This window comes from Stagnihabitans lacustris (assembly GCF_025950525.1).
Lineage (GTDB): Bacteria > Pseudomonadota > Alphaproteobacteria > Rhodobacterales > Rhodobacteraceae > Stagnihabitans.
Window position 1 is genome coordinate 13,284 of record NZ_JAPDGS010000003.1, and the last position, 22,771, is coordinate 36,054.

Below are 22,771 nucleotides of genomic sequence, written 5' to 3' on the forward strand. Positions count from 1 at the left end.
TCGCGATGAGCCTGACCCATTCCCTTTCCGTGACAGCCCTTGCGGCCATCTGGCTTTTGGCCATCAACCTTCTGACTTATATAACTTTTTATACGGACAAGCAGCGCGCCCTTGCGAAAATGTGGCGCATCCCTGAAAGCCGTCTCTTGCTTCTTGCGATGCTTGGCGGCTGGCCTGCCGCAAAGGCCGCCCAAACCAGGTTCCGCCACAAGACGAGGAAAGAGCCCTTTCGGACGCAGCTGAACCTTGCGATCCTGCCAGCACCGATCATCATCGTTCTCGCCGTCTTTGCGCCGGACGACCAATCTGGCCGCTGGGACAGGATGATCCATGGGCCCGATCAGTCCGTGACAGATGACACAACCACCTTGCCCCGGAAGTTCGGCCCCGGAGGAAACTCCGAGGCCTGGATTTCCCGCTAGCGCGTCCCTTCCAGGTTCAGCCACAGGACCTCGGCCGCCGACAGCTCCAAAGCCGCCCCGGCGAGGGTCGAGACGATTTCGCCCGGCGAACGCGGCCCGATCAGCGCAAAGCTCGGGAAGCTTTGCGACAAGACCCAAGCCGTCGCGATGTTATGGGCCGAAACCCCCTTCTCTGCCGCCAGAAGCTCCGCCCGCCGCCGCCGCTCGGCGTTGGCCGGTGACCCGAAGCAGGTCTCGGGCGCGGTATCGGCGGGCAGACGGTTGCGCAGGTCCTCGGGCAGGAAATAGCCCCGCGCCTGGGACGACCAAGACAGATGCGCCAAGCCCCCTCTCCGCAGGAACCCCAACGTTTCCGGTGTGTTAGAGGTCACACAGCCCGCCCAGACCGGCTTTTCCATCACTGCCAACGACAGGTTGTTGTTCAAAACCCCGAAGCCTTGCAGCCCATGTTTCGTCGCATAGATATTGGCTTCGGCCATCCGCCGCGGCGTCCAATTCGACCCGCCAAAGATGCCGATGCGCCCGCGCGCCTTCAACACGTTCAGCGCATCGACGAACTCGCCCACCGGCACCCCGGGGTTGTCGCGGTGCATGATATAGATCGGCGCGAAGTCCAACCCCAGCCGGTCGAGCGAAATCTCCAGCTGCGCGCCGATGGAGTCGGGGTTGCAATAGGGCGTATGCGCGCCCTTCGCCACCACAACGACCTCACGCGACACGCCCCGCGCGCGAATCCAGTCGCCCAAAACCTTCTCGTGCAGCCCGCCGCCATAGACGAAACCGGTGTCAAAGGCATTGCCCCCGGCCTCCATGAACGCGTCCCAAACCAGCGCGCCTTCGGCCACCGTGTTGCGGTTGTCGCAACCCAGGATTAGCTTCGACACCGGCAGATTCACCCCCGCGAGGGCCGCTTTCGGGATCGAGGCCAGCCCTTTCGGCAGCACCCCCGGCGTTTTCCGGTTCGTGGCCGGTTGCTCGGCAAAGGTCCGATAGCCGACCTCTGCGCGCCAACGGTCCAGGGTCTCGTTGTTGCCAATGGAATCGGCATGAGTCGGCGCCGGATGGACACCTTGCACGCCACCCGCCGCAATCGTCGCCGAAACCGCCTCGGCCTCAAAGGCGAAAAGCATCCGATGATCACCCAGCGTCTCGACCCGAGAGGTCCCGCCAACCGTCACCGTCACCGAAGTGGTCGAGGGCCCGACATTGCGCCCCGGAACCCAAGGATCGGCGATCAGGATCGTGCCAAGATCGCCGGTGATCAGCGCGGAATTATCCATGTTCCGCGCCACCGCCACCGCGATTTCGGCCACAAATCCGCTGGAAAAGCCCAAAATCCCATGCGCCACCGCATCAACGCCGGTTTCCGCCAGCACGCCATGGCCCCGAACCACCGTCGGATTGGCGAAGCCTTTGCCCTCTGCCGCCCCCGCGATCAACCGCGCCAAAGACACCGGATAGCCGCCGACATCCAGAATCCCGCCGCCGCCCAAGCCCATCTCATACAGCCGCGAGCCCGCGCGATAGGGCGCATTGAAGCCAAATTGCGTCCGGATATGGCGCGGCGTGCCGATTTCACCCGAGGCAATGATCTCCAGCACCCGCGCGATCTGCGGATGACAGCGATACATGAAGGCCTCCATGAAGAAGCGCCCCTCCTGCGCCGCCACTTCGCAAACCGCCACGACCTCGGCCGAATTCATCCCGGCAGGCTTCTCGCACAGCACATGTTTCCCCGCCCGCAAAGCCGCAATCGACAGTTCCGCATGCCAAGGATGCGGGGTCGAGATATAGACCGCGTCCACTCCCGGGTCCGCCATAAGCCCTTGATAGGTCTCATGTTCTATCGTCAGCCCATATTTCCCGGCAAAGGCTTGGCGCCGCGCGGCATCGCGCCCTGCCACCGCCACCAGCTTGCCCGACGTCGACTGCGCCAGCCCATCCGCGAAGTTGTTCGCGATCGAGCCCGGGCCGATGATTCCCCAGCGAATTGTCATGATGATCCTCCCTCGTTGCTGACATGCTAGCAGCCGCCCCGCACCGAAGGAAGAAAGTTTTAGTAAATTTTAGCAGACCATTGGCAACCCGCGCCAAAGCCTTTGAAGGGGGGTCGATCCCCCCTTCAAAGGCCCGCTAGGCCCACACAAGCCGGTCATATTCCGCAGCCACCCGCCGCGTCAGCGCGCCCACCTCGAACCGATAGGGCCCGATCTCGCCCACCGGCGTGATTTCCGCGGCCGAGCCGGTCAGCCAGCACTGCTCGAACCCCTCCATCTCCTCGGGCAGGATGTGGCGCTCATGGACCACGATTTGCAAATCGCGCAGCATCCCGATCACCGTTTGCCGCGTGATCCCGTTCAGGAAAGCATCGGCCAAGGGCGTGTGAACCTCGCCATCCTTGACGAAAAAGATATTGGCGCCAGTGGCTTCCGCGACATAGCCGCGATAGTCGAACATCACCGCATCACTAAACCCGCGCGCCAGGGCCGCATGTTTCGACATGGTGCAGATCATGTAAAGCCCGCTCGCCTTGGCCGCCGAAGGGATCGTATCGGGCGAAGGCCGCTTCCATTTCGCGATGTCCAGCCTCGCGCCTTTGAACTTCGCCTCGCCGTAATAGGCGCCCCAAGTCCAACAAGCCACGGCCAGCCGCACCGGGTTCGACACTGCCGCCACCCCCATCTCGGCCCCTGCCCCCCGATAGGCGATGGCGCGGATATAGGCATCGGTCAGCCCATTTACCTGCAAAACCAAGGCCTTGGCCGCGTCGATCTGCTCGACCGAATAGGGCACCGGCATGTCCAACAGGTCGCCCGACAAAAGCAGCCGCTGCGAATGTTCGGTCGACTTGAAGATCCGCCCGCCGTAACTGCGCTCGCCCTCGAAGACCGCGCTGGCGTAATGCAGCGCATGGGTCAGCACATGCACCTTCGCCTGCCGCCATTCCACCAGCCTGCCGTCCATCCAGATCAGCCCGTCACGGTCGTCAAAATCTTCCATCAAGCCCTCCTGATTTGCACATCTTGCGCAATAACGTCCACATCGGACATATTATTGCGCAAAATCATCGCCGGACTATGCTTTCTGTCTTGGAATGTCAACAACACTGACGTAAATTGACCCCAAGGAGATCCCCATGGCCGAGACCCCGCCCAGCGGCGAAAGCCTGCTGTATCTGACCGATGAACAGTTGCGCAAAGGCATCGAGGCGATGTTCTTTGCCTATCGCGGCTTCACCGCCGATCCCGACCGCATCCTGGAAGAGCGCGACTACGGCCGCGCCCATCACCGCGCCGTCCACTTCATCCACCGCACCCCGGGTCTGACCGTCTCCAGCCTTCTGGCGATTTTGGGTGTGACCAAGCAAAGCCTGAACCGCGTCTTGCGCACCCTGTTTGACGATGGCCTGGTCGAGGCGCGCGTGGGCAAAACCGACAAGCGCGAGCGGCGTTTGCACCTGACCGACAAGGGCGCCGAGCTGGAACGTGCGCTGTCCGACGCTCAACGCGCCCGGATGCGCGCGGCCTATCGCGCCGCCGGTCCTCAGGCCGTCCAAGGTTTTCGCACCGTGTTGGAGGCGATGATGGACCCCGAAATGCGCCGCCAATACCTGCGCGAGGACGGATCATGACCCCCGACGCCCATCTTCTGATCGTTGACGACGACGAACGAATCCGCGGCCTGTTGCAGAAGTTCTTGATGCGCAACGGTTATCTTGTGACCACCGCCCGCGATGCCGATCAGGCGCGGCGGCTGATGGCGGGCTTGGATTTCGACATGCTGGTCTTGGATGTCATGATGCCGGGGCTGGACGGGATCAGCTTTACCCGCGAGCTGCGCGCGCGCCTTGCCGTGCCGATCCTTCTGCTGACCGCGCGGGGGGAATCCCAGAACCGGATCGAGGGGCTGGAGGCCGGGGCCGATGACTACCTGGTCAAACCCTTTGAACCAAAGGAACTTTTGCTGCGGATCAACGCGATTCTGCGTCGTGTGCCACAGGTCAAACCCTCTGAGCCGGTCAATCGCCACCTGTCTTTGGGGCCCTATCGCTATGATCCCGACCGCGGCGAGCTGTGGAAGGGCGACGAGCTGATCCGCCTGACCGCGACCGAAGCGCAGCTGATGCGGGTCTTTGCGGCGACCCCGGGCGCGCCGGTGCCGCGGGAAAAACTCGGCTCGGACGAGGGCGGCGACCGCGCCGTCGACGTCCAGATCACGCGGCTCCGGCGCAAACTAGAGGACGACCCGCGCCAGCCGCGCTACCTGCAAACCGTGCGCGGCGAGGGCTATATGCTGGCCCCCGATTGAGGCGGCTTTACTCTTCACGGGCCTGCCGCCATCCTTCCCCCAACGATGGGAGGAACCATGAAACTGCCCCTGGAAATGCGCATCCGGCGCATGAATAAACGTATTACTGAACTGGAACAATGGGTTACGCGTGAGGCCCTGCCGCTGTCCGATTGGACCTTGGACGGGGTTCCGGCGCCGATGGGCACGCCTTGGACTGACCAAGGCAGCCCGCGCCGCTTTGCCCATCCCGCCGTCGAAATCCCCGCGCATTGGCCGCTGGAAGACACCCGTCTGAGCCTCTGGCTGGGCGGTGAGGGTCTTTTGCGGCTGACGGGCGACACGACCCAATCCCACGGTCTGAACCCGCCGCACCAAAGCTTCCCCCTGCCCGGTCGCCGCTTTGCCATCGAGGCCGATTGCGTCGCCCGGCTGGAACAGGGCGTGCCCGCCCGCAACGCCGCCCTGACCCGGGCCGAGGTCGCCTGGCTGGAACAGGACCTTGCCGACTACATCCGCCTTTTGACCCAAGTCGTTGAATTCACACGCACCTTGGGAGGGCATGAAGTTGAAGGCTGGGGCGTGCCGAACTGGTTCCCGCGCCGCCCGCATCCCGACCACTCTGCCCCTCATGCCGCCTGCGACCCGGTCATGACGCTGGCAGAGGCCAGTTTTCATCTGCTGGATTGGCCGACAGAGACGCAAGCCTATCTGCGCCGCATCCAGCATACGGCCGAATCGCGCGAGATTTGGAGCCTGCCCGACCTTTCGGGCCCCCTGACGCCCTTGCCGGATACCGCGCGGGCCAGTGTGATCGCCGCGCGCGACCATCTGCGCGCGGGACTGCGCGCGCTGCAGACCCGTTTCCCGCCAGAAGGGTCACTGGCCCTGACCGGTCACGCCCATATCGACCTTGCCTGGCTGTGGCCGATGGATGAAACCCGGCGGAAAGGTCAGCGCACCTTCCATACTGTGACGCAACTGGCAAAGGCCTACCCAGAGTTCCGATTCAACCACTCGACCGCGCAGCTTTATGATTTCGTCGCACAGGACGACCCAGAGCTGTTCGCCACGATCAAAACCCTGGTGGCCCTTGGCCAATGGGAGCCCATCGGGTCAATGTGGGTCGAGCCCGACACCAACATGCCCTGCGGCGAAAGCCTGATCCGGCAAGTCCTTTACGGCACGGATTATTTCGTCCGGACCTTCGGGACACATTCAACCGTGGCCTGGTTGCCAGACACCTTCGGCTTTACCCCCGCCTTGCCGCAAATCCTGCGCCAGGCCGGCCTGACCTCGGTCTTCACGATCAAGACCAACTGGTCCGAACGTCACCGATTGCCGCATGACCTGTTCAACTGGCAGGGTCTGGATGGGTCAGAGGTGCTGATGCATACCTTTGACAATCCCGCCAATGGCTATAACGCCGAAATGGGCCCGCGGGCCGCAATCGAGACCTGGAAGAACTTCCAGGACCGCGAAACCGCCGGGGAATCGCTGCTGTGCTATGGTCACGGCGACGGTGGCGGCGGCCCGACCGAAGAACAGATCCTGCGAATCCGTCAGCTGGCCGACTTTCCGGTCGTCCCGAAAATGCACCATGTCAATGTCAGCGACTGGTTCGCGGGCCAGAAGGCCCAGGCGAAGTGGGTCGGTGAAATCTACCTGGAATACCACCGGGGCACTTTGACGACGCAGGGGCGCACGAAATTCCTTCACCGCCGCGCCGAACGCGCGCTGGTGACGGCCGAGATCCTGCAAAGCCTGACCGCGCTGCGCGGCGGGGCCACGCCGGCGCCAATCCCCGCGCTGTGGCATCAGCTTTTGCGCAACGAGTTCCACGATATCCTGCCGGGCTCTTCGATTTCCCAAGTCTACCAGACCGCAGAACGCGAGCTGTCAGAGGTCATCTCTCAGGGTAAACTCCTGCAGGATCAGGCGCTTGGGACGCTTGCCGCCAAGCACAAGGGCCCCCACAAGGGTCTGGTCGTCGTCAACCCCGACCTGCAACCGCGGCCCTTGCGTGTCACGCTTGATACCCCTCTGGCCACCAGCCAAAAAACCGCCCAAGGCCATATCCTTTCGGCGCCCGAGCTTCTGCCCGGCCTTTCGGTCACGGCCCGCAGCGATCTGGCCGCGCCCGGCCCTCTGACCATCAGCGCCTCCCATCTGGAGAACGCCTTTGTCCGGGCCGAGATCGGCACGGATGGCACGATCCACCGCCTGACCGACAAACGCACGGGGCGCGAGGCTCTGTCCGGTCGCGGCAACCAGATCTGGGCCTATGTCGACAAACCGCGCTTCTTTGACGCCTGGGATATCGAGGAGGATTATACGGAAAACGGCCGCGAGCTGCTGGCCGACACGATAGAGGTCACGGAAACCGGCCCGCACCGCGCCGCGCTGACCGTGACGCGCCGCTTTGGCGCCTCGCGCGTGGTGCAGCACTACCGGCTTTGGGCAAACTCTGCCCGGCTGGAGATCGCGACCGAAATCGACTGGCACGACCGTCGCGTCCTGTTGAAATCGCGCAACCCCTTGGCTGTGAAGGCGAATGAGGCGCTGTTCGAATGTGCGCTTGGGGTGATCTCGCGTCCCACCCATCGCAACACGCCGCAGGATGCCGCCAAGTTCGAGGTCGCCAGCCACCGATTCGCCCTGATCCAGGAGCGCGGCTTTGGCGTGGCGCTTTTGAATGACGGGAAATACGGTCATCACGTTCTGGGCAACGAATTGGGCCTCAGTCTTCTGCGGTCGCCGGTCTATCCTGACCTGCTGGCCGACGAGGGGCGCCAGGCCTTTACCTATGCGCTTTTGCCGTTTTCGGGCGATTGGGAGGACAGCGTTCTGCCCGAGGCGCAGGACCTGAACCAGCCGCTTTTGGCGCAGGTGGCCCAGGTCACGCCGGGGCAATGGCAGGGGCTGGCCCTGCCCGGCCATATCGCGATTTCGGCGCTTAAACCGGCGGAATCGGGGGATTCTCTGGTTCTGCGGGTCTATGAACCCGGTGGCGGACGGGCGGTCCTGGGGCCACGGCTGGCCGAGGGCTGGCAGGTGCAAGGGGGGCTTACGCTGCTTGAGGTGCCTGGCGCGGCCGCCGCCGACCTGGCGCCCTTCCAGCTGGCCAGCCTGTCCCTGACCCGCCGCTAGGGACGCGCGGCCTTTTACCCAAATCCTCATGCGCCGCGGGCCCGGATTTCCCGGACCCGCGGCGCGATGCTTTGGCGGGAAACCAATTCTTAAGCGGCGGGGTCTATTCGATGGAGGACCCGGGCTGATCCGGGGTGACTGCGTAACACCATCGTTGATTCGTCATGAGAGATGTCCATGCCGCATGACTGGAAGACTTTCGAACCTGAAGACCGGCTGAGCATCGCTTCGGCCGATCCTCTGATGACCTTCCTGCAAAGCCATAAGGATCAGGCGGTCCGCGTCTCGATGCGCAGCCAGAAGCGCCCGGATTCCCGCGTGTTGCAGGTGCTTTTGACCGCATCGCGCAATTGGAAGGGGCGCGATCTGGGTTTTGACGTGTCCGACTTGCCTCCCCGGCTGGTGCAGGACTTTGCCCGACTTGGGCTGACCGCTGACAACACTGGCTGGAGTGGATTGAAATGACACTGAAAGTTCTTGCCATCGACGATTCCAAGACGATCCGCGAACTTTTGCGCAGCGTCATGGAAGAGGCGGGGTTCGACTATACCTCTGCGGTGGATGGCGTCGACGGTGTCGAACGCTATGCCGAGGTGCGGCCCGATATCGTGATCACCGATATCAACATGCCGAACATGGATGGCTATGGGGTCATTGATGCGATCCGCAAGGGTGACATCGACAACCAGGTGCCGATTCTGGTGCTGACCACCGAAAGCGGTGACAAACTGAAACAGCGGGCGCGGCAGGCCGGGGCAACCGGCTGGATCGTGAAACCCTTTGATGATGTGTCGCTGGTTTCGGTGATCCGTCGCGTGACGGGGATCGGCTGACATGGGCAATCCAATCCTCGACACTTTCTTCGAAGAGACCGAGGAGCTGCTCGAATCGCTGGCCGAGGGCCTCGAGTCGATGCAGGGCGCCGAGTTTGACAAGGAAATCGTCAACTCGGTCTTCCGTGCGGTCCATTCGATCAAGGGCGGCGCCGGTGCGTTCAAGCTGAACGCCCTGGTCAGTTTCGCCCATAGTTTTGAAACCGTGCTGGATGAGGTGCGGTCCGAAACGCTGGAGCTGACACCCCAGGTCATGCACACGCTGATCCGGTCGGCCGACCACCTCACCGACCTCGTCGATGCGGCACGCTCTGGCCGCACCATGCCCGAGGATGTCTCGGCGGGCTTTTTGTCCGCACTCGAGGCCTGCCTTGGCGAGGGCAAGATCGAGGCCGTCGATGCCTGGGACAATTTCGAATTTGCCGCGGTGACGCTGGATATCGCGCCCATCGAGGAACCGGGCGAGGCCGCTCCGGAGGCCGAGGCCGCATCCGGGAGCCAGGCGGGCTTTACCATCGCCTTCAAGCCGCATGCGACGCTTTATGCCAATGGTCATGAACCGGCGCTGCTGTTCGCCGCCCTTGCCGACCTGGGCCAGATGACGACGACAGTCGATCTGTCGCGCCTGCCAGAGTGGGATGACCTGGACCCGACCGTCCCGCATCTGTCCTGGACGATTGCGCTGCGCACTGATGAAAGCGAAATTGCGGTTCAGGAAGTCTTTGAATTCGTTCACGGACTTTGCGATCTGGTGATCTCTCCGCTGGCTGACCCGACCCCACCCCCCAAGGTGGAGCCTGTGCCCGTGGTCAAGGCGGCCCCCGTGGCGCCCGTCGCGGCCGCCCCTGTTGCAGCACCCGAACCTTCGGCCCCCAAGGCCGAGGCACCGACCATGTCGGACCGCGCTGCTGCGGCCGTGGCCGCCCTGAAGGTGAAGGCAGACAAGGCCGAAGATGCTGAGGCCAAGGCCCCCAAGGCCACTCTGCGTGTCGATCTTGACCGGGTCGACCGGCTGATCAACGCGGTGGGCGAATTGATCATCAACCAGGCGATGATTGCCCAGCGCCTGCAGGACATGACCACAACGCGTGACGACGATCTTGTCATGCATATCGAGGATTACCGGCTTCTGGCGCGCGACATTCAGGAAGGCGTCATGGCCATCCGCGCCCAGCCGGTGAAATCGCTGTTCCAACGCATGTCGCGGATCGTGCGCGAGGCGGCCGATGCCACCGGCAAGGCGGCTGAACTCGTGACTTCGGGTGAGGGCACCGAGGTTGACAAGACCGTGGTCGAGCGCCTTGCCGATCCCTTGACCCACATGATCCGCAATGCCGTCGACCATGGCCTTGAAAATCGTGAGGCGCGGGCGGCATCGGGCAAACCGGCGATGGGGACGATCAAACTGTCGGCCTCACATCGCTCGGGTTCGGTCATCATCACGGTGCGCGACGATGGGGCGGGGCTGAACCGGCCCAAGATCCTGGAGATCGCGAAACGTAAGAACCTTGTGCCTGCCGATGCGGAACTCAGCGATTCGGAAATTGATCAGCTGCTGTTCATGCCCGGTTTCTCGACGGCTGCGACGGTGTCAAACCTGTCGGGGCGCGGCGTGGGTCTGGATGTGGTGCGCAATGCGGTGACGGCACTGGGGGGGCGAATTTCGATTGCCACGACCCCGGGTCAGGGCACCGAATTCACCATCATGCTGCCCCTGACGCTGGCCGTCATGGATGGGATGGTCGTGACCGTGGGGGGGCAAACCCTCGTCGTGCCGATCACTTCGATCATTGAAACCATCCGTCCGCAGCCCTCTGACCTGCACCGGATCGGCACGGATGAGACTCTGCTCTCGATCCGCGGTCGCATGATCCCTGTGGTCGATGTGGCGCGAAGCCTGGGCTTCCCCTCGCCCGACAATCTAGCTGCGCCTTTGCTTTTGTTGGTGGAATCCGAAAGCCTGGGCGAATGTGCCCTGGTGGTGGATGGCGTTCAAGACCAACGCCAGGTCGTCATCAAAAGCCTTGAGAGCAATTTCGGTTCGGTGCCCGGCGTCTCTGCCGCCACCGTGCTGGGTGATGGTCGCATCGCCCTGATCCTCGACCCCGATGCCGTTGCCGGCGGACGGACTGCCGGAATGCATATGCCAAACATCCTCTCCAACGCGGGAAGGACCGCTTACGCAAATGTCTGAAGATAGCGTCAAATCCGAAGTCGAATTCGTCACCTTCTCGGCTGGCGACCAGAGTTTCAGCATCGAGATCACGCAAGTGCGCGAGATCCGAAGGTGGAGCCCTGTAACCGCCTTGCCCCATGCCCCGAACGAGGTGCTGGGGGTCATGAACCTGCGTGGCTCGGTGATCCCGATCTATGACCTGGCCGCAAGGTTCGGTCTGGGTCAAACGCCGGAAAACCCGCGCAATGTCATCGTGGTCGCCATGCATGGCGGACAGACCGTCGGCCTTCTGGTCGAGGCGGTGTCGGAAATCCTGTCCGTCTCGCGCGATCAGATCCAGGAAACGCCGGATATCCGATCGGAAATGGCACGGCAAAGCATCACCGGGGTCATCCCGATTGAAACCGGCATGACCCGGGTCATCGACCTTGGCGCGGTCCTGCATCAAGCGGGTCGGACCCTGCAATGAGCCTTCCCCTTCAATCCACGCCCATGGGCGAAGACCGGATGCAGGACCGGATCAAGTTCTCCGATGCGGATTTCAAGGTCATTGCCGACCTTGCGATGCGTGATTTCGGCCTGAACCTGACCTCGGCCAAGCGCGATCTGGTCTATTCGCGGCTTCTGAAACGGCTGCGCGTCCTGGGTTTGGATGATTTCCGGTCCTATTGCGCGCTGATTTCGGGCCCGAATGGCACGGATGAGCGCAATGCCATGCTCTCGGCCCTGACGACCAATGTGACGCATTTCTTTCGCGAAGAGCATCACTTCAAGCTCTTGCGAGAGGTGGCCTTGCCGGGGCTGATCAAGACCGCGAAAGAGGGGGGGCGGGTGCGCATCTGGTCCTCTGGCTGTTCGGCGGGGCCAGAGCCCTATTCGATGGCCTTCACGATTCTGTCGATGTTCCCTGATGCGGCGCGCAGCAACTTCCGGATTCTGGCCACCGATGTGGACCCGGAAATCCTGAAAAAGGCCGAGGCCGGGATCTATCCAGAAGAGGAACGCAAGGGGATTCCCGAAGCGCTCCGCCGCTATACCGAACCGGCCGGACCGGGGAAATTCACCATTGGTCAGGCCGCCCGCGAACTGATCACCTTCGGCAAGCTGAACCTGATCGAGGATTGGCCGATCTCTGGCCCCTTCCAGGTCATCTTCTGCCGAAACGTCGCGATTTACTTCGACAAACCGACGCAATCGAAACTCTGGGCCCGCTTTGGCGACATGCTTAGCCCGGGCGGCCATCTGTGCATCGGCCATTCCGAACGCGTGCTCGGACCGGCGGAACAGATGTTCAAGGCCGTCGGAATCACTGCCTATCAGCGTCTGTCCGGCTCCGGCCGCGGCGCCCCATCTTTCGAGGAGCCCAAAAAATGAGCCTGCGCGACACGATCCGTATCATGATTGTAGACGACATGTCGGTGAGCCGCGCCCTGATCACCCAGTCGCTGGAAGAGATCGGCATCACCAAATACCAGACCGAAAACGATGCCAAGGCGGCTTTGGGCAAGATCGTCGCGGCGCCGGTCCACCTGGTCCTTTGCGACATGAACATGCCGGGGATGAACGGGCTGGAACTGCTGCATGCCCTGCGCACCAACAAGACAACGGCCCGCATCGGCTTCATCCTGATCACCGGTCAGCCGACGCCCGAATTGCTGCGGATCGGGCAGGAACTTGGGCTTAACAACCTGATCCGAAAGCCTTTTACAACCGCAACGATGAAGGCCTCGATCGAGCGCGTCGTCGGGCCGTTGTAAGGACGCGTGCGATGAAGGAACCCCTCCCCCCCCTGCTGGAGCGCACGGCGGCCATCCTGGCCGACAGCGCCCGCCTGCTGTTGCAGATCGAGGACAGCATTGCCCCCCTTCTGGCCCGGCCGCCGCATGGCAGCCCAGTGCCCGAAACGGTGGCGAATTTCCGGTCCTCGGTCGTGTCGCTGCAGAAGATCGACCTGCTCAGCCAAACGCTGGAGGATCTGTCCTTCTGGCTGGACGATCTTGCGCAATCGGCGCGCCATGCCGATGCCGATGGGGTTCAGGCCGAACAGGCCATGAAACGCCTGCGCTTGGCAGACCTGCGCCAACGCCTCTTGGGCGAGGGCGCCACCCTTGCCCAAGACTCAGCCCCTGTCTTGTTTTGATCCCGGCCGGGTTTGCGTAGGTCAAGCCGGACCAAAGTTTCCGCCACAAAAGCGGATTGAGCAATTCAGGATTAATCCGACCTTAAATGCCTCGCTTCATCTTGATGCTGTGCCGAGTCGCGCCGTGGGACGAAAGGAAGAAGGAAGATCATGTCTTTTTTGAGCTCGCTTCCGTTAAGGGTGAAGCTGCCCCTGGCCATCGTGGGCATATCCATGGCGGTCGCGGCGGCCGTCGGTGCGATCAGCGTCACCCAGCTGTCCGATCTTGCCACGCGGCAGATTGATCAGACCATCATCCGGGATGCCAAGTCGGGCAAGACCACAGTGGAAGAGTTCTATAGAACGCTGACCACCAATCTTGGGGATATGGCGGGCTCGTCGACGGCCTTTGCCGGCTATCGCCGGATGATGCTGGGGTGGAACACCTATGGGCCCGATGCTGCGACCCGGGTGCGCAAGGATTTCATCGACGACAATCCCAACCCCTTGGGTGCGCGACAGAATCTAGACCAACCCGCCGCGAGTTCGACCTATAACACGCAACATGCCGCATTCCATGCCGACTTCCGCCGCTGGGTCGAGCTGCACGGCTTTTACGACATGTTCCTGATCAATCCGGACGGCGACGTCATATATACGATGGCCAAGGAGAACGATTTCGGCACCAATCTGCTGACCGGGCCGGACAAGGACGACAACCTGTCCAAGGTGTTCCAGGCGGCAGTTGCCGATCCGTCCGGCACGGTCCATCTTTCCGATTTCGCCCCCTATCCACCGTCGAACAATGTGCCGGCTTCCTTCGCCGCAGCCGCGATCCGGTCCGAGGCCGGGGCGGTGATCGGTGTCCTTGCCGTGCAAATCTCCGACAAGTTGCTGACCTCGTCGCTGACCAGCCTCGCCGCTCTGGGCGAGACCGGGGATATCCTGATCGTCGGCGCCGATGGGGCCGCCCGCACGGCATCGCGCTTTGAAACCGGCCCGAAGGTCCTGGAACCGAATGACCTTGTCAGTGCGGAACTTGCCAAGGCGCCCGCCCCCCTGACCCCGCTGGACATCCCCGCCTTGGCGGATGGCGATGCCGTCAAGATGGTCTTCGCGCCAATAGATGTGAAGGGGCTGAACTGGCAAGTCATTGTTCAGGTTGAAAAATCCGAGGCTATGGGCCCGGTCTACAGCGCCATCTGGGCTTCGGCCATCGGCACCCTGGTCGCGGCGGCCCTGTCGACCGGCCTGGGCCTTCTGATCGCCCGCAGCATCACCAAACCGGTGCAGCGTGTGGTTCAATCGGTGCGCCGCATCGCCGAGGGCAGCTTGACCGACGCCGTGCCGGATTCCGAGCGCAATGACGAATTGGGCGATATCGCCAAATCGCTGGATGCGCTGCGGGAAAAACTCAGCTTGGCCGCGACGCTTGAGGATGACCGCAACCGGCGCGCCGAAGAACAGCGCGTGGTGGTCGAAGCCCTTTCGGTCGGCCTGCGTGACCTTTCCGCTGGCAATTTGACCCACGTCATCGACGGCGATTTCGGCGACTACGAAGCCCTGCGCATAGATTTCAACCAGGCCGCCGAACGCCTTTCGGAAACCATGGCCATGGTGGTGGAAACCGCCGAAAGCATCCGCTCCCGGGCGCGCGAGATCAGCCAGTCGTCCGAGGACCTGTCGACCCGGACCGAAACTCAGGCCGCCACGCTGGAGGAAACCGCCGCCGCGCTGGACGAGCTGACAGCCTCGATCCGCTCCGCTGCCGATCGGGCCCGCGAGGTGGAATCCATCGTCCGCTCTGCCCGCAGCGAAGCGGAGGAAAGCGGTAAAGTCGTGGCCGGCGCTGTCTCTGCCATGACAGAAATCGAACGGTCGTCCGACCAGATCAGCCAGATCATTGGTGTGATCGACGACATCGCCTTTCAGACCAACCTTCTGGCCCTGAACGCCGGGGTTGAGGCTGCCCGGGCCGGCGAGGCGGGTAAGGGCTTTGCGGTCGTGGCCTCCGAAGTGCGGGCCCTGGCGCAGCGCTCTTCGGGTGCTGCCAAAGAAATCAAGGGCTTGATCTCGGCCTCCACCCAGCATGTCGGGCGGGGTGTCGAACAGGTCGGCCGAGCGGGCGATGCCCTGGCCAATATAGTGAACCGCGTGACGCATATTTCGACGCTGGTGTCCTCGATCGCTTCGGGCGCGGCAGAGCAATCCTCCGGCCTGGGAGAGATCAATTTGGGCGTCAGCCAACTGGACCAAGTGACCCAGCAGAATGCCGCCATGGTCGAAGAGGCGACTGCCGCCGCACAGTCGATGAACCAGGAATCCTCTGGCTTGTCCGAGCTTGTCTCGCAATTCCGGGTCCGCGGCAGCCGGTTCGGCGGCACCACCGGCTTCCAACCCAGCCAAATGGGCTCGGTCGTTGATTTCCCCTTGCCCGAAGCTCCTCCGGTGATCGAGCTGAAGCCTTTGGGAGATTTCGAATTGGCCCCGGAACCCGAGGTCGAGGAAGAAAGTTTCTCCCTGCCCGAAGCGCCCGCGCCGCTTCCGGTTGCACCGCCCCTTCCAAGAAAATCCGCCGCATCTTCTTCGACCACCACAACGAAATGGCAGGACTTCTGATCCACCATGGCCTGAGTGAGTCGCAAGTTTAAGGGGGGATCCCGCGTGTCTGCCATCACCATAATCGTCGCCGGGGGCAATCCGGCCATGCGAATGAAACTGGTCAAGGCGATCGAGGGGAAACCCGGTATGCGCGTGATCGGCCAGGCCTCGGATCTTCCCGCCACCTATACCGCGGCCGAGGCGATGGAACCTGCACTTGTGCTCGTCGCCCGCGAGTTGGCACTTCTGCCAGAATTCAGCTTGATGCGGTCCCTGTTCCGCGCGCTGGATGCGCGCTGGATCACGGTGGATCATCGCAGCATCGGCCAGCCGGGGATTTCGGGCGGCGACCAGCCCGGGGATTTCGCCCCCATCGACACCGCCCATTCGCCCGAGGCGATTTGCGCCCAGATCCTTGCGGCCATGCAAAGTCCCAGCATCAGGCAACCGTCCCCCGTGGTCTCGGCGCCGCTGCGGGCCACGACAGGGGTCAGCCGCTCGGGCAAACTGATCCTGATCGGCGCCTCGACCGGGGGGGTGGATGCGCTTTTGACCGTGCTGTCCGCTTTGCCGAAAGACTGCCCGCCGATTGCCGTGGTGCAACACACCGGCCAGGGCTTTAGCGAAAGCCTGATTCGCCTGCTGGATCGGCGCTGCGCCGTCACCGTGGTCGCAGCCCAGGACGGGATGGAGCTGATGACCGGCCATGTCGTCGTCGCGGCTGGGTGCCCGGGCCATATGCGGTTGAAATCCGGCAAGCCCTGGCGGGTCGACGTCGAACCCGGCCCCCATGTGACCGGCCACCTGCCCTCGGTCGATGCGCTGTTCCATTCGGCCGTCAGCTCGGCAAATTCCGTCGTCGCCGCGCTTTTGACCGGCATGGGCCGCGACGGGGCCGAGGGACTCCTGGCGCTGCGCAAGGGGGGGGCCATGACCATCGGACAGGACGAAAGCTCCAGCGTCGTTTACGGCATGCCGCGCGCCGCCTGGGAAATCGGCGCCGTGCGCCAACAACTGGCCTTGGGCGATATCGCCGCAGCCATCCTGAAAGCCTGCGCTCAGGGGAACGAGGAAGGACGGATCGCATCGTGACTGTCGTGAATGAAGGCAAGATGGTCTACGTGGTGCAGGGGACCTATTACGTCTCCCGCCATCCCGGGACCCAATTTTCAACCGTTCTGGGCTCTTGCATCTCGGTCTGCCTGTTCGACCCGGTGGCGGCGACCGGCGGGATGAACCATTTCCTGCTGCCCGCCGGGCGGGGCACCGATTCGGGCCATATCCGCTTTGGCGTCAATGCCATGGAACATCTGATCAACGAGCTGTTGAAAAGCGGCGCCATGAAATCGCGTCTGCAGGCCAAGTTGTTTGGCGGCGCGCGCATGTCGGCGACGCTGTCGGACATCGGCAAGCAGAACGCCGCCTTCGCCCATACCTTCCTGTCGAACGAGGGGATTCCGGTGACGTCGGAAAGCCTTGGCGGCACTTTGGCGCGGCGGGTCATCTTCACGCCTGCCACCGGGGCGGCCAAACAGCTCTTCGTCCAGGCCGACGAGGTCGAATTGAACGAGGTTCCGCCGCCGAAGCCCAAGGCGCCGGTCGTCAACATGGAGCTTTTCTGACAGGTTGATCTTGCCGGGTCCTCTCCGGCAAGATCGTCCCAAGGAGGCCACCATGGATATCGAAGATATCGAAACCCCCGCCGTCTTGGTCGATCTGACCGTGGTCGAGGCGAATATCCACCGGACGCAGCTGTCGTTTGATCAGCTGGGTCTGGGTTTTCGCCCGCATATCAAGACGCACAAGATCCCTTGGCTGGCGCGTCAACAGGTCCAAGCTGGCGCCATCGGCATCGCCTGTCAGAAAATCTCTGAGGCCGAGGTTTTCGCGGCCGAAGATTTCGACGACATCCTGTTGTGCTTCAACCTGCTTTCCCCCGACAAGATCGCCCGCGCCCGCGCCCTGACCGAAAAGACCCAGCTTTCGACCGTCGCCGACAATGTCGAGGTTGTGGCCGCCCTGTCCGAAGGGTTTCGCGGCGTTGACGAACCCCTGGCCGTGCTGGTCGAATGTGACACCGGCGCCGGGCGCTGCGGGGTGCAGACGCCGCAGGCCGCAGCCGACCTCGCCGTTTCCATCGCCTTGGCCAAGGGGCTGCGGTTCGGCGGGCTGATGACCTATCCGAAAGCCGATGCCGAAACCCAAGTCGAAGCCTTTTTGTCCGAAGCCCGCGACCTGATCCTGAAGGAACTTGGCGCCTGCCCCACGATTTCGGGGGGCGGGACACCCTCGCTGTGCCATGCCGGACGGATGCCGTCCCTGACGGAATATCGTGCGGGAACATATATTTACAACGACCGCTCTTTGATCGCGCGGGGCGCCTGCCTGGAGTCCGATTGCGCGCTGACCGTGCTGACCACCGTCGTCAGCCGCCCGACCCATGACCGCGCCATCCTGGATGCCGGGTCGAAAAGCCTGACCTCGGACCTGTTTGGCCTGACCGGACACGGGCTGATCCTAGGCTACCCGGGGGCCGAGATCACCGCCCTGTCCGAAGAACACGGTCACGCCGATTTCCGCCACTGCGCGACGCGGCCGACCATCGGCGAAAAGCTGCGGATCATCCCCAACCACGCCTGCCCGGTGTCAAACCTGGTGAATCAGGTGGTTTTTCTGCGCGGAACGGACATCTGGCGGCCCTGGGATGTCGCTGCACGGGGTTGCGTGATCTGACCTTAGGCCGCACATTCGGCCCATGACGCTTCTGTTCACCCATCCCGACGCCAATCGGCACCGCACCCCGCCCGGCCATCCCGAACAGGTGGCCCGCATCGCCGCCGTGGAAACCGCGCTGGCCCCGCTTGGCCTGACCCGCCGCGAAAGTCCGCTGGCGGGGCAGGATCTGTTGCGCCTGTGCCACCCGCAAAGCCACATCGACCGGATCAGGCAGGCCGAACCCGCGACGGGCACCGTGCAACTGGACCCGGACACCTGGATGTCGCCCGGCTCTCATGACGCCGCGGCCCGCGCGGTTGGCGGAGCCTGCGCCGCCGTCGATGCCGTTCTGACCGGAACCCCCAGCGCCTTCGTCCTTGCCCGCCCCCCCGGCCACCATGCCGAGACCGCGACCCCGATGGGCTTTTGCCTGTTTGGCACCGTCGCCATCGCCGCCAAACACGCGCTGAACACCGTGGCCAAGGTTGCGGTTGTCGATTTCGACGTGCATCATGGCAATGGCACCCAGGACCTTTTGTGGAACGAATCCAGGGTCTTGTTCATCACCAGCCAGCAAATGCCGCTTTGGCCCGGCACCGGAGACCCTTCGGATCGCGGCGCCCATGGTCAGATCGTCAACCTTCCCTTGCCCCCCGGCAGCGGCGGCGCCGAAATGCGCGCCGCCTATGCCCCCGCGCTGGAACGTCTGAAAACCTTCGCCCCCGACCTGCTGATCATCTCCGCCGGGTTTGACGCCCACCGGGCCGACCCGCTGGCGCAACTGCAATGGGAAACCGAGGATTACGCCTGGCTGACCCGCCAGCTTTGCGCGCTGTGCCCCCGGGTGGTATCCGTCCTGGAAGGCGGCTATGATCTGGACGCCTTGGGGGCCTCTGCCGCCGCCCATGTCGCCGTTTTGCAGGAGCTTTCATGACCGACAAACCCACGATTGACCGGCCCATCGCAGACCTCAGTTTCGAAGAGGCCATGGCCGAACTGGAACGCGTTGTGGGCGCGCTGGAACGCGGCGATGTCGCGCTTGAGGCGTCGATTGCGCTGTATGAACGCGGCGCCGCGCTGAAATCCCATTGCGCGGCGAAACTCGCCGATGCCGAAGCCAAGGTCGAGCTGATCCGCGCCGCCGAGGGCCGCGCCACCGGCACCACACCGATGGACGCGGCGTGAGCTTCAGGCCCACCATCGCAGCCGATGCCGCCGCGATCGAAGCCGCGCTGAGGGCGGCCCTGACCGCGCCCGAACCCGTGGTGCAGGCCATGGCCTATGCGGCTTCTGGCGGGAAACGGCTGCGCGGCTTTCTGGTGCTGGAAAGCGCCCGGCTGTTTGGGCTGAGCAATGCGCTTCCTGCCGCCTGTGCGGTCGAATGTCTGCACGCCTACTCGCTTGTCCATGACGACCTGCCCGCGATGGACAACGACGACCTGCGCCGCGGTCTGCCCACCGTTCACCGCAAATGGGACGAGGCGACGGCGATTCTGGCGGGCGATGCGCTGCAGACCCTGGCCTTCGAATTCCTGACCGACCCCGCTTTGGGTCCCGCCGACCGCCGCATCGCCTTGGTCCGCGGCCTGGCCCGGGCCTCGGGCGCCGAAGGCATGGTTCTGGGTCAGGCGCTTGATATTGCGGCCGAAACCGCCCGCACGCCCCTGACGCTTGGGGAAATCACCCGGCTTCAGGCGGGCAAGACCGGCGCCCTGATCCGCTTTTCTGCCGAGGCTGGCGCGCTGATGGCCGGCGAGGACCCCGCCCCGCTACGCACCTATGCCACGGCTTTGGGACTGGCCTTTCAGATCGCCGATGACATTCTGGATGTCACCGGCGACCCGGAAAAGGCCGGGAAAAAGCTGGGCAAGGACGCCGCGGCGGGCAAGGCGACCTTTGTGTCGCTCTTGGGTCTGGACGCCGCCCGCGCCCGCGCCACGTCGTTGATCACCGAGGCCACCGCGGCTCTGGCCCCCTATGGGACCCGCGCCGCGACCCTGATCGAGGCCGCCCATTTCGTCGTCACGCGAGAAAGCTGAATGACCCTGCCCCTGACCCCCACCCTTGACCGCGTCAAGCTGCCTTCGGACATGAAGGCGCTAAGCGACCGCGAGCTTCACGCCCTTGCAGGCGAGCTGCGGGCCGAGACGATTTCCGCGGTCTCCGTCACCGGTGGCCATCTGGGCGCGGGTTTGGGCGTGGTCGAACTGACCGTGGCGCTGCACGCCGTCTTTGACGCGCCGCGCGACAAGATCATATGGGATGTGGGCCACCAGTGTTACCCCCACAAGATCTTGACAGGCCGCCGCGACCGAATCCGCACCTTGCGCAGCGAAGGCGGGCTGTCGGGCTTTACCAAGCGCAGCGAATCCCCCTACGATCCCTTTGGCGCGGCGCATAGTTCCACCTCCATCAGCGCGGCTTTGGGCTTTGCCATGGCCGCCGATCTGGGCGGCGATCCGGGCGACGCGGTGGCGGTGATCGGCGACGGCTCGATGAGCGCAGGCATGGCGTTCGAGGCGATGAACAACGCCGGCGCCCTGAAAAAGCGCCTCTTCGTGATCCTGAATGACAACGAGATGTCGATTGCGCCCCCCGTCGGCGCGCTGTCGTCCTATCTGTCGCGGCTTTACGCCGGCGCGCCGTTCCAGGAGTTCAAGCAGGCCGCCAAGGGCATGGTCAGCCTTCTGCCGGAACCCCTGCAAGAGGGCGCGCGGCGGGCGAAAGAGATGCTCAAGGGCATGACCGTCGGCGGCACCCTGTTCGAGGAATTGGGATTTTCCTATGTCGGCCCGATAGATGGCCATGACCTTGACCAACTGCTTCCGGTTTTGCGCACCGTCCACGCCCGCGCCACCGGTCCGGTGCTGATCCATGTGCTGACGAAAAAGGGCAAGGGATACGCCCCGGCCGAGATGGCCGCCGACAAGGGCCACGCCCGGGCGAAGTTCGACGTGTTGACCGGCGAGCAGAAGAAAAGCCCCTCCAACGCGCCCAGTTACACGCGCGTCTTTGCCGATGCCCTGATCCGCGAGGCGGAGACCGACACCAAGATCGTGGGCGTCACCGCCGCCATGCCGGATGGCACCGGGCTTGACCTGTTCGCGGGCCGCTTTCCCAAACGGATGTTCGATGTGGGCATCGCCGAACAGCACGCCGTGACCTTTGCCGCGGGTCTTGCGGCGGGGGGGATGAAGCCCTTTTGCGCGATCTATTCGACCTTTTTGCAGCGCGGTTACGATCAGGTCGTGCATGATGTGGCGATCCAGCGCCTTCCGGTCCGCTTTGCCATCGACCGCGCCGGACTGGTTGGCGCCGATGGCGCGACCCATGCCGGGTCTTTCGACGTGGCCTTCCTTGCGAACCTGCCGGGTTTCGTCGTCATGGCCGCGGCGGATGAGGCCGAGCTTGTCCATATGGTCGCCACCGCTGTCGCGCATAACGACGGCCCCATCGCCTTTCGCTATCCCCGCGGCGAGGGGATGGGCGTCGAAATGCCCGCCCGCGGCATCCCGTTGCAGATCGGCCGCGGCCGCATCCTGCGCGAGGGCAACCGCGTCGCGATCCTGTCCTTCGGCACCCGCCTGGCCGAGGTGCTGAAGGCCGCCGAAAGCCTGACCGCCCGCGGCCTGCCCCCCACCGTGGTTGACGCCCGTTTCGCCAAGCCTCTGGACCGGGACCTGATCCTGAACCTGGCCCGCAACCACGAGGCGCTGATCACCGTCGAGGAAGGCGCGATTGGCGGCTTTGGCTCGCATGTTGCGCAGCTTTTGGCCGAAGAGGCGGTGTTTGACCGGGGGTTGAAATACCGGTCCATGGTGCTTCCGGATATCTTCATCGACCAGGCCTCGCCCGAAACGATGTATAAGGTGGCCCATATGAACGCCCCCCAGATCGAGGCCAAGGTGCTGGAAACGCTGGGGATTGCGACTGTGGGGTTGCGGGCGTGAAGCTTGCCTATGTCTCTCAGCGTGGGCATGGACAGACCGGCACTTGCCTGACCGAGGCCGCAGAGATCCTGACCGCCCTGGGCATCGGACTGCAAGGCACCGTCACCGTGCCGGACCCCTGCATCGACCCGACCTGCGACATGCTGATCCGCGTTTTGCCCGATGGGCCGGTGATGCGGATCAACCAGAACCTTGGCGCCGGGTCAAAGGGCTGTCGTCTGGACACCGGCGCCCTTGAGGGCGTGGTGATGGAGGTCGCCCGCCACGGCCTTGGCGCCCGCGTCATGATCGTGAACAAGTTCGGCAAACTGGAGGCGATGGGCCGCGGTTTCGTCCCCCTGATCGCCGAGGCCCTGGGCGCGGGCACCCCGGTGATCATCGGCGTCAATGCGGTGAACCTGGCCGATCTTTTGTCCTTTGCCGGCGATCTGGCGCAGGAATTGCCCCCCGATCCGCAGCTGATCGCCGATTGGGCATTAGGTTGCGCCTAAGCCATAGCTAGAATCAATTTAGTTGGA

22 protein-coding genes are annotated in these 22,771 nt (G+C 63.7%); 20 read left to right on the forward strand and 2 right to left on the reverse strand.

All coding sequences use genetic code 11. The annotated features are described in order from the left end of the window. The first annotated feature begins 5 nt into the window (after positions 1-5). On the forward strand, positions 6-422 hold the full coding sequence (locus NX862_RS08575; RefSeq protein ID WP_264493491.1) for a DUF1294 domain-containing protein: 417 nt from the start codon (positions 6-8) through the stop codon (positions 420-422). Here NX862_RS08575 and NX862_RS08580 read toward each other — a convergent pair. Both NX862_RS08580 and NX862_RS08585 read right to left on the reverse strand, forming a co-directional pair. Beyond that, a complete protein-coding gene (locus NX862_RS08580; protein WP_264493492.1) occupies positions 419-2,419 on the reverse strand; it encodes an aldo/keto reductase in 2,001 nt (666 codons plus the stop codon). The two genes, NX862_RS08575 and NX862_RS08580, sit on opposite strands and share 4 nt — an antisense overlap. Positions 2,420-2,555: 136 nt before the next feature. Continuing rightward, positions 2,556-3,422, reverse strand: a complete 867-nt coding sequence (locus tag NX862_RS08585) for a branched-chain amino acid aminotransferase (protein WP_264493493.1) — start codon at positions 3,420-3,422, stop codon at positions 2,556-2,558. A 136-nt stretch (positions 3,423-3,558) separates the two neighbouring features. Here NX862_RS08585 and NX862_RS08590 point away from each other — a divergent pair, with 136 nt between their 5' ends. The 19 genes from NX862_RS08590 (at position 3,559) to NX862_RS08680 (ending at position 22,744) form a co-directional block, all read left to right on the forward strand. Continuing rightward, on the forward strand, positions 3,559-4,053 hold the full coding sequence (locus NX862_RS08590; protein WP_264493494.1) for a MarR family winged helix-turn-helix transcriptional regulator: 495 nt from the start codon (positions 3,559-3,561) through the stop codon (positions 4,051-4,053). Continuing rightward, positions 4,047-4,730, forward strand: coding sequence for a response regulator (locus NX862_RS08595; protein ID WP_264493949.1), 684 nt, complete (start codon positions 4,047-4,049; stop codon positions 4,728-4,730). Before NX862_RS08590 ends, NX862_RS08595 begins: the two co-directional genes overlap by 7 nt. 57 nt (positions 4,731-4,787) lie before the next feature. Further along, complete coding sequence (locus tag NX862_RS08600; RefSeq protein ID WP_264493495.1) at positions 4,788-7,859, forward strand: alpha-mannosidase; 3,072 nt, start codon at positions 4,788-4,790, stop codon at positions 7,857-7,859. 177 nt (positions 7,860-8,036) lie between these two features. Next, a complete protein-coding gene (locus NX862_RS08605) occupies positions 8,037-8,324 on the forward strand; it encodes an STAS domain-containing protein (protein ID WP_264493496.1) in 288 nt (95 codons plus the stop codon). Then, on the forward strand, positions 8,321-8,692 hold the full coding sequence (locus tag NX862_RS08610; RefSeq protein WP_168773685.1) for a response regulator: 372 nt from the start codon (positions 8,321-8,323) through the stop codon (positions 8,690-8,692). The genes NX862_RS08605 and NX862_RS08610 overlap by 4 nt, the downstream gene beginning before the upstream one ends. A gap of 1 nt (position 8,693) precedes the next feature. Then, entirely contained in the window at positions 8,694-10,886 is a 2,193-nt protein-coding gene (locus NX862_RS08615; RefSeq protein WP_264493497.1) for a chemotaxis protein CheA, read from the forward strand. After that, a complete protein-coding gene (locus NX862_RS08620) occupies positions 10,879-11,337 on the forward strand; it encodes a chemotaxis protein CheW (protein WP_264493498.1) in 459 nt (152 codons plus the stop codon). Before NX862_RS08615 ends, NX862_RS08620 begins: the two co-directional genes overlap by 8 nt. Next, complete coding sequence (locus NX862_RS08625; RefSeq protein ID WP_264493499.1) at positions 11,334-12,242, forward strand: CheR family methyltransferase; 909 nt, start codon at positions 11,334-11,336, stop codon at positions 12,240-12,242. The genes NX862_RS08620 and NX862_RS08625 overlap by 4 nt, the downstream gene beginning before the upstream one ends. Continuing rightward, a complete protein-coding gene (locus NX862_RS08630) occupies positions 12,239-12,625 on the forward strand; it encodes a response regulator (protein WP_264493500.1) in 387 nt (128 codons plus the stop codon). Before NX862_RS08625 ends, NX862_RS08630 begins: the two co-directional genes overlap by 4 nt. A gap of 11 nt (positions 12,626-12,636) precedes the next feature. Continuing rightward, the gene (locus tag NX862_RS08635; RefSeq protein ID WP_264493501.1) at positions 12,637-13,008 is read left to right on the forward strand and encodes a DUF8776 family protein; all 372 of its coding nucleotides are present in this window, start codon (positions 12,637-12,639) and stop codon (positions 13,006-13,008) included. A gap of 180 nt (positions 13,009-13,188) precedes the next feature. Then, positions 13,189-15,606 (forward strand): methyl-accepting chemotaxis protein, encoded by a 2,418-nt coding sequence (locus tag NX862_RS08640; RefSeq protein WP_264493502.1) that lies wholly within the window; start codon positions 13,189-13,191, stop codon positions 15,604-15,606. Between the two features lie 87 nt (positions 15,607-15,693). Then, positions 15,694-16,680, forward strand: coding sequence for a CheB methylesterase domain-containing protein (locus NX862_RS08645; protein ID WP_264493503.1), 987 nt, complete (start codon positions 15,694-15,696; stop codon positions 16,678-16,680). Next, positions 16,677-17,210 carry a chemotaxis protein CheD gene (locus tag NX862_RS08650; protein ID WP_264493504.1) on the forward strand — a complete coding sequence of 178 codons (534 nt, stop codon included), beginning with the start codon at positions 16,677-16,679 and terminating at the stop codon, positions 17,208-17,210. The genes NX862_RS08645 and NX862_RS08650 overlap by 4 nt, the downstream gene beginning before the upstream one ends. 52 nt (positions 17,211-17,262) lie before the next feature. After that, positions 17,263-18,321 (forward strand): D-TA family PLP-dependent enzyme, encoded by a 1,059-nt coding sequence (locus NX862_RS08655; protein ID WP_264493505.1) that lies wholly within the window; start codon positions 17,263-17,265, stop codon positions 18,319-18,321. Between the two features lie 22 nt (positions 18,322-18,343). After that, complete coding sequence (locus NX862_RS08660; protein WP_264493506.1) at positions 18,344-19,237, forward strand: histone deacetylase family protein; 894 nt, start codon at positions 18,344-18,346, stop codon at positions 19,235-19,237. Next, positions 19,234-19,488: an exodeoxyribonuclease VII small subunit gene (locus NX862_RS08665; protein ID WP_264493507.1), complete on the forward strand. Its 255-nt coding sequence runs from the start codon at positions 19,234-19,236 to the stop codon at positions 19,486-19,488. Before NX862_RS08660 ends, NX862_RS08665 begins: the two co-directional genes overlap by 4 nt. After that, positions 19,485-20,342, forward strand: coding sequence for a polyprenyl synthetase family protein (locus NX862_RS08670; protein WP_264493508.1), 858 nt, complete (start codon positions 19,485-19,487; stop codon positions 20,340-20,342). The genes NX862_RS08665 and NX862_RS08670 overlap by 4 nt, the downstream gene beginning before the upstream one ends. After that, positions 20,343-22,253 (forward strand): 1-deoxy-D-xylulose-5-phosphate synthase, encoded by a 1,911-nt coding sequence (dxs, locus tag NX862_RS08675; RefSeq protein WP_264493509.1) that lies wholly within the window; start codon positions 20,343-20,345, stop codon positions 22,251-22,253. Beyond that, complete coding sequence (locus tag NX862_RS08680) at positions 22,250-22,744, forward strand: DUF2478 domain-containing protein (protein ID WP_264493510.1); 495 nt, start codon at positions 22,250-22,252, stop codon at positions 22,742-22,744. The genes dxs and NX862_RS08680 overlap by 4 nt, the downstream gene beginning before the upstream one ends. Positions 22,745-22,771 lie beyond the last annotated feature (27 nt).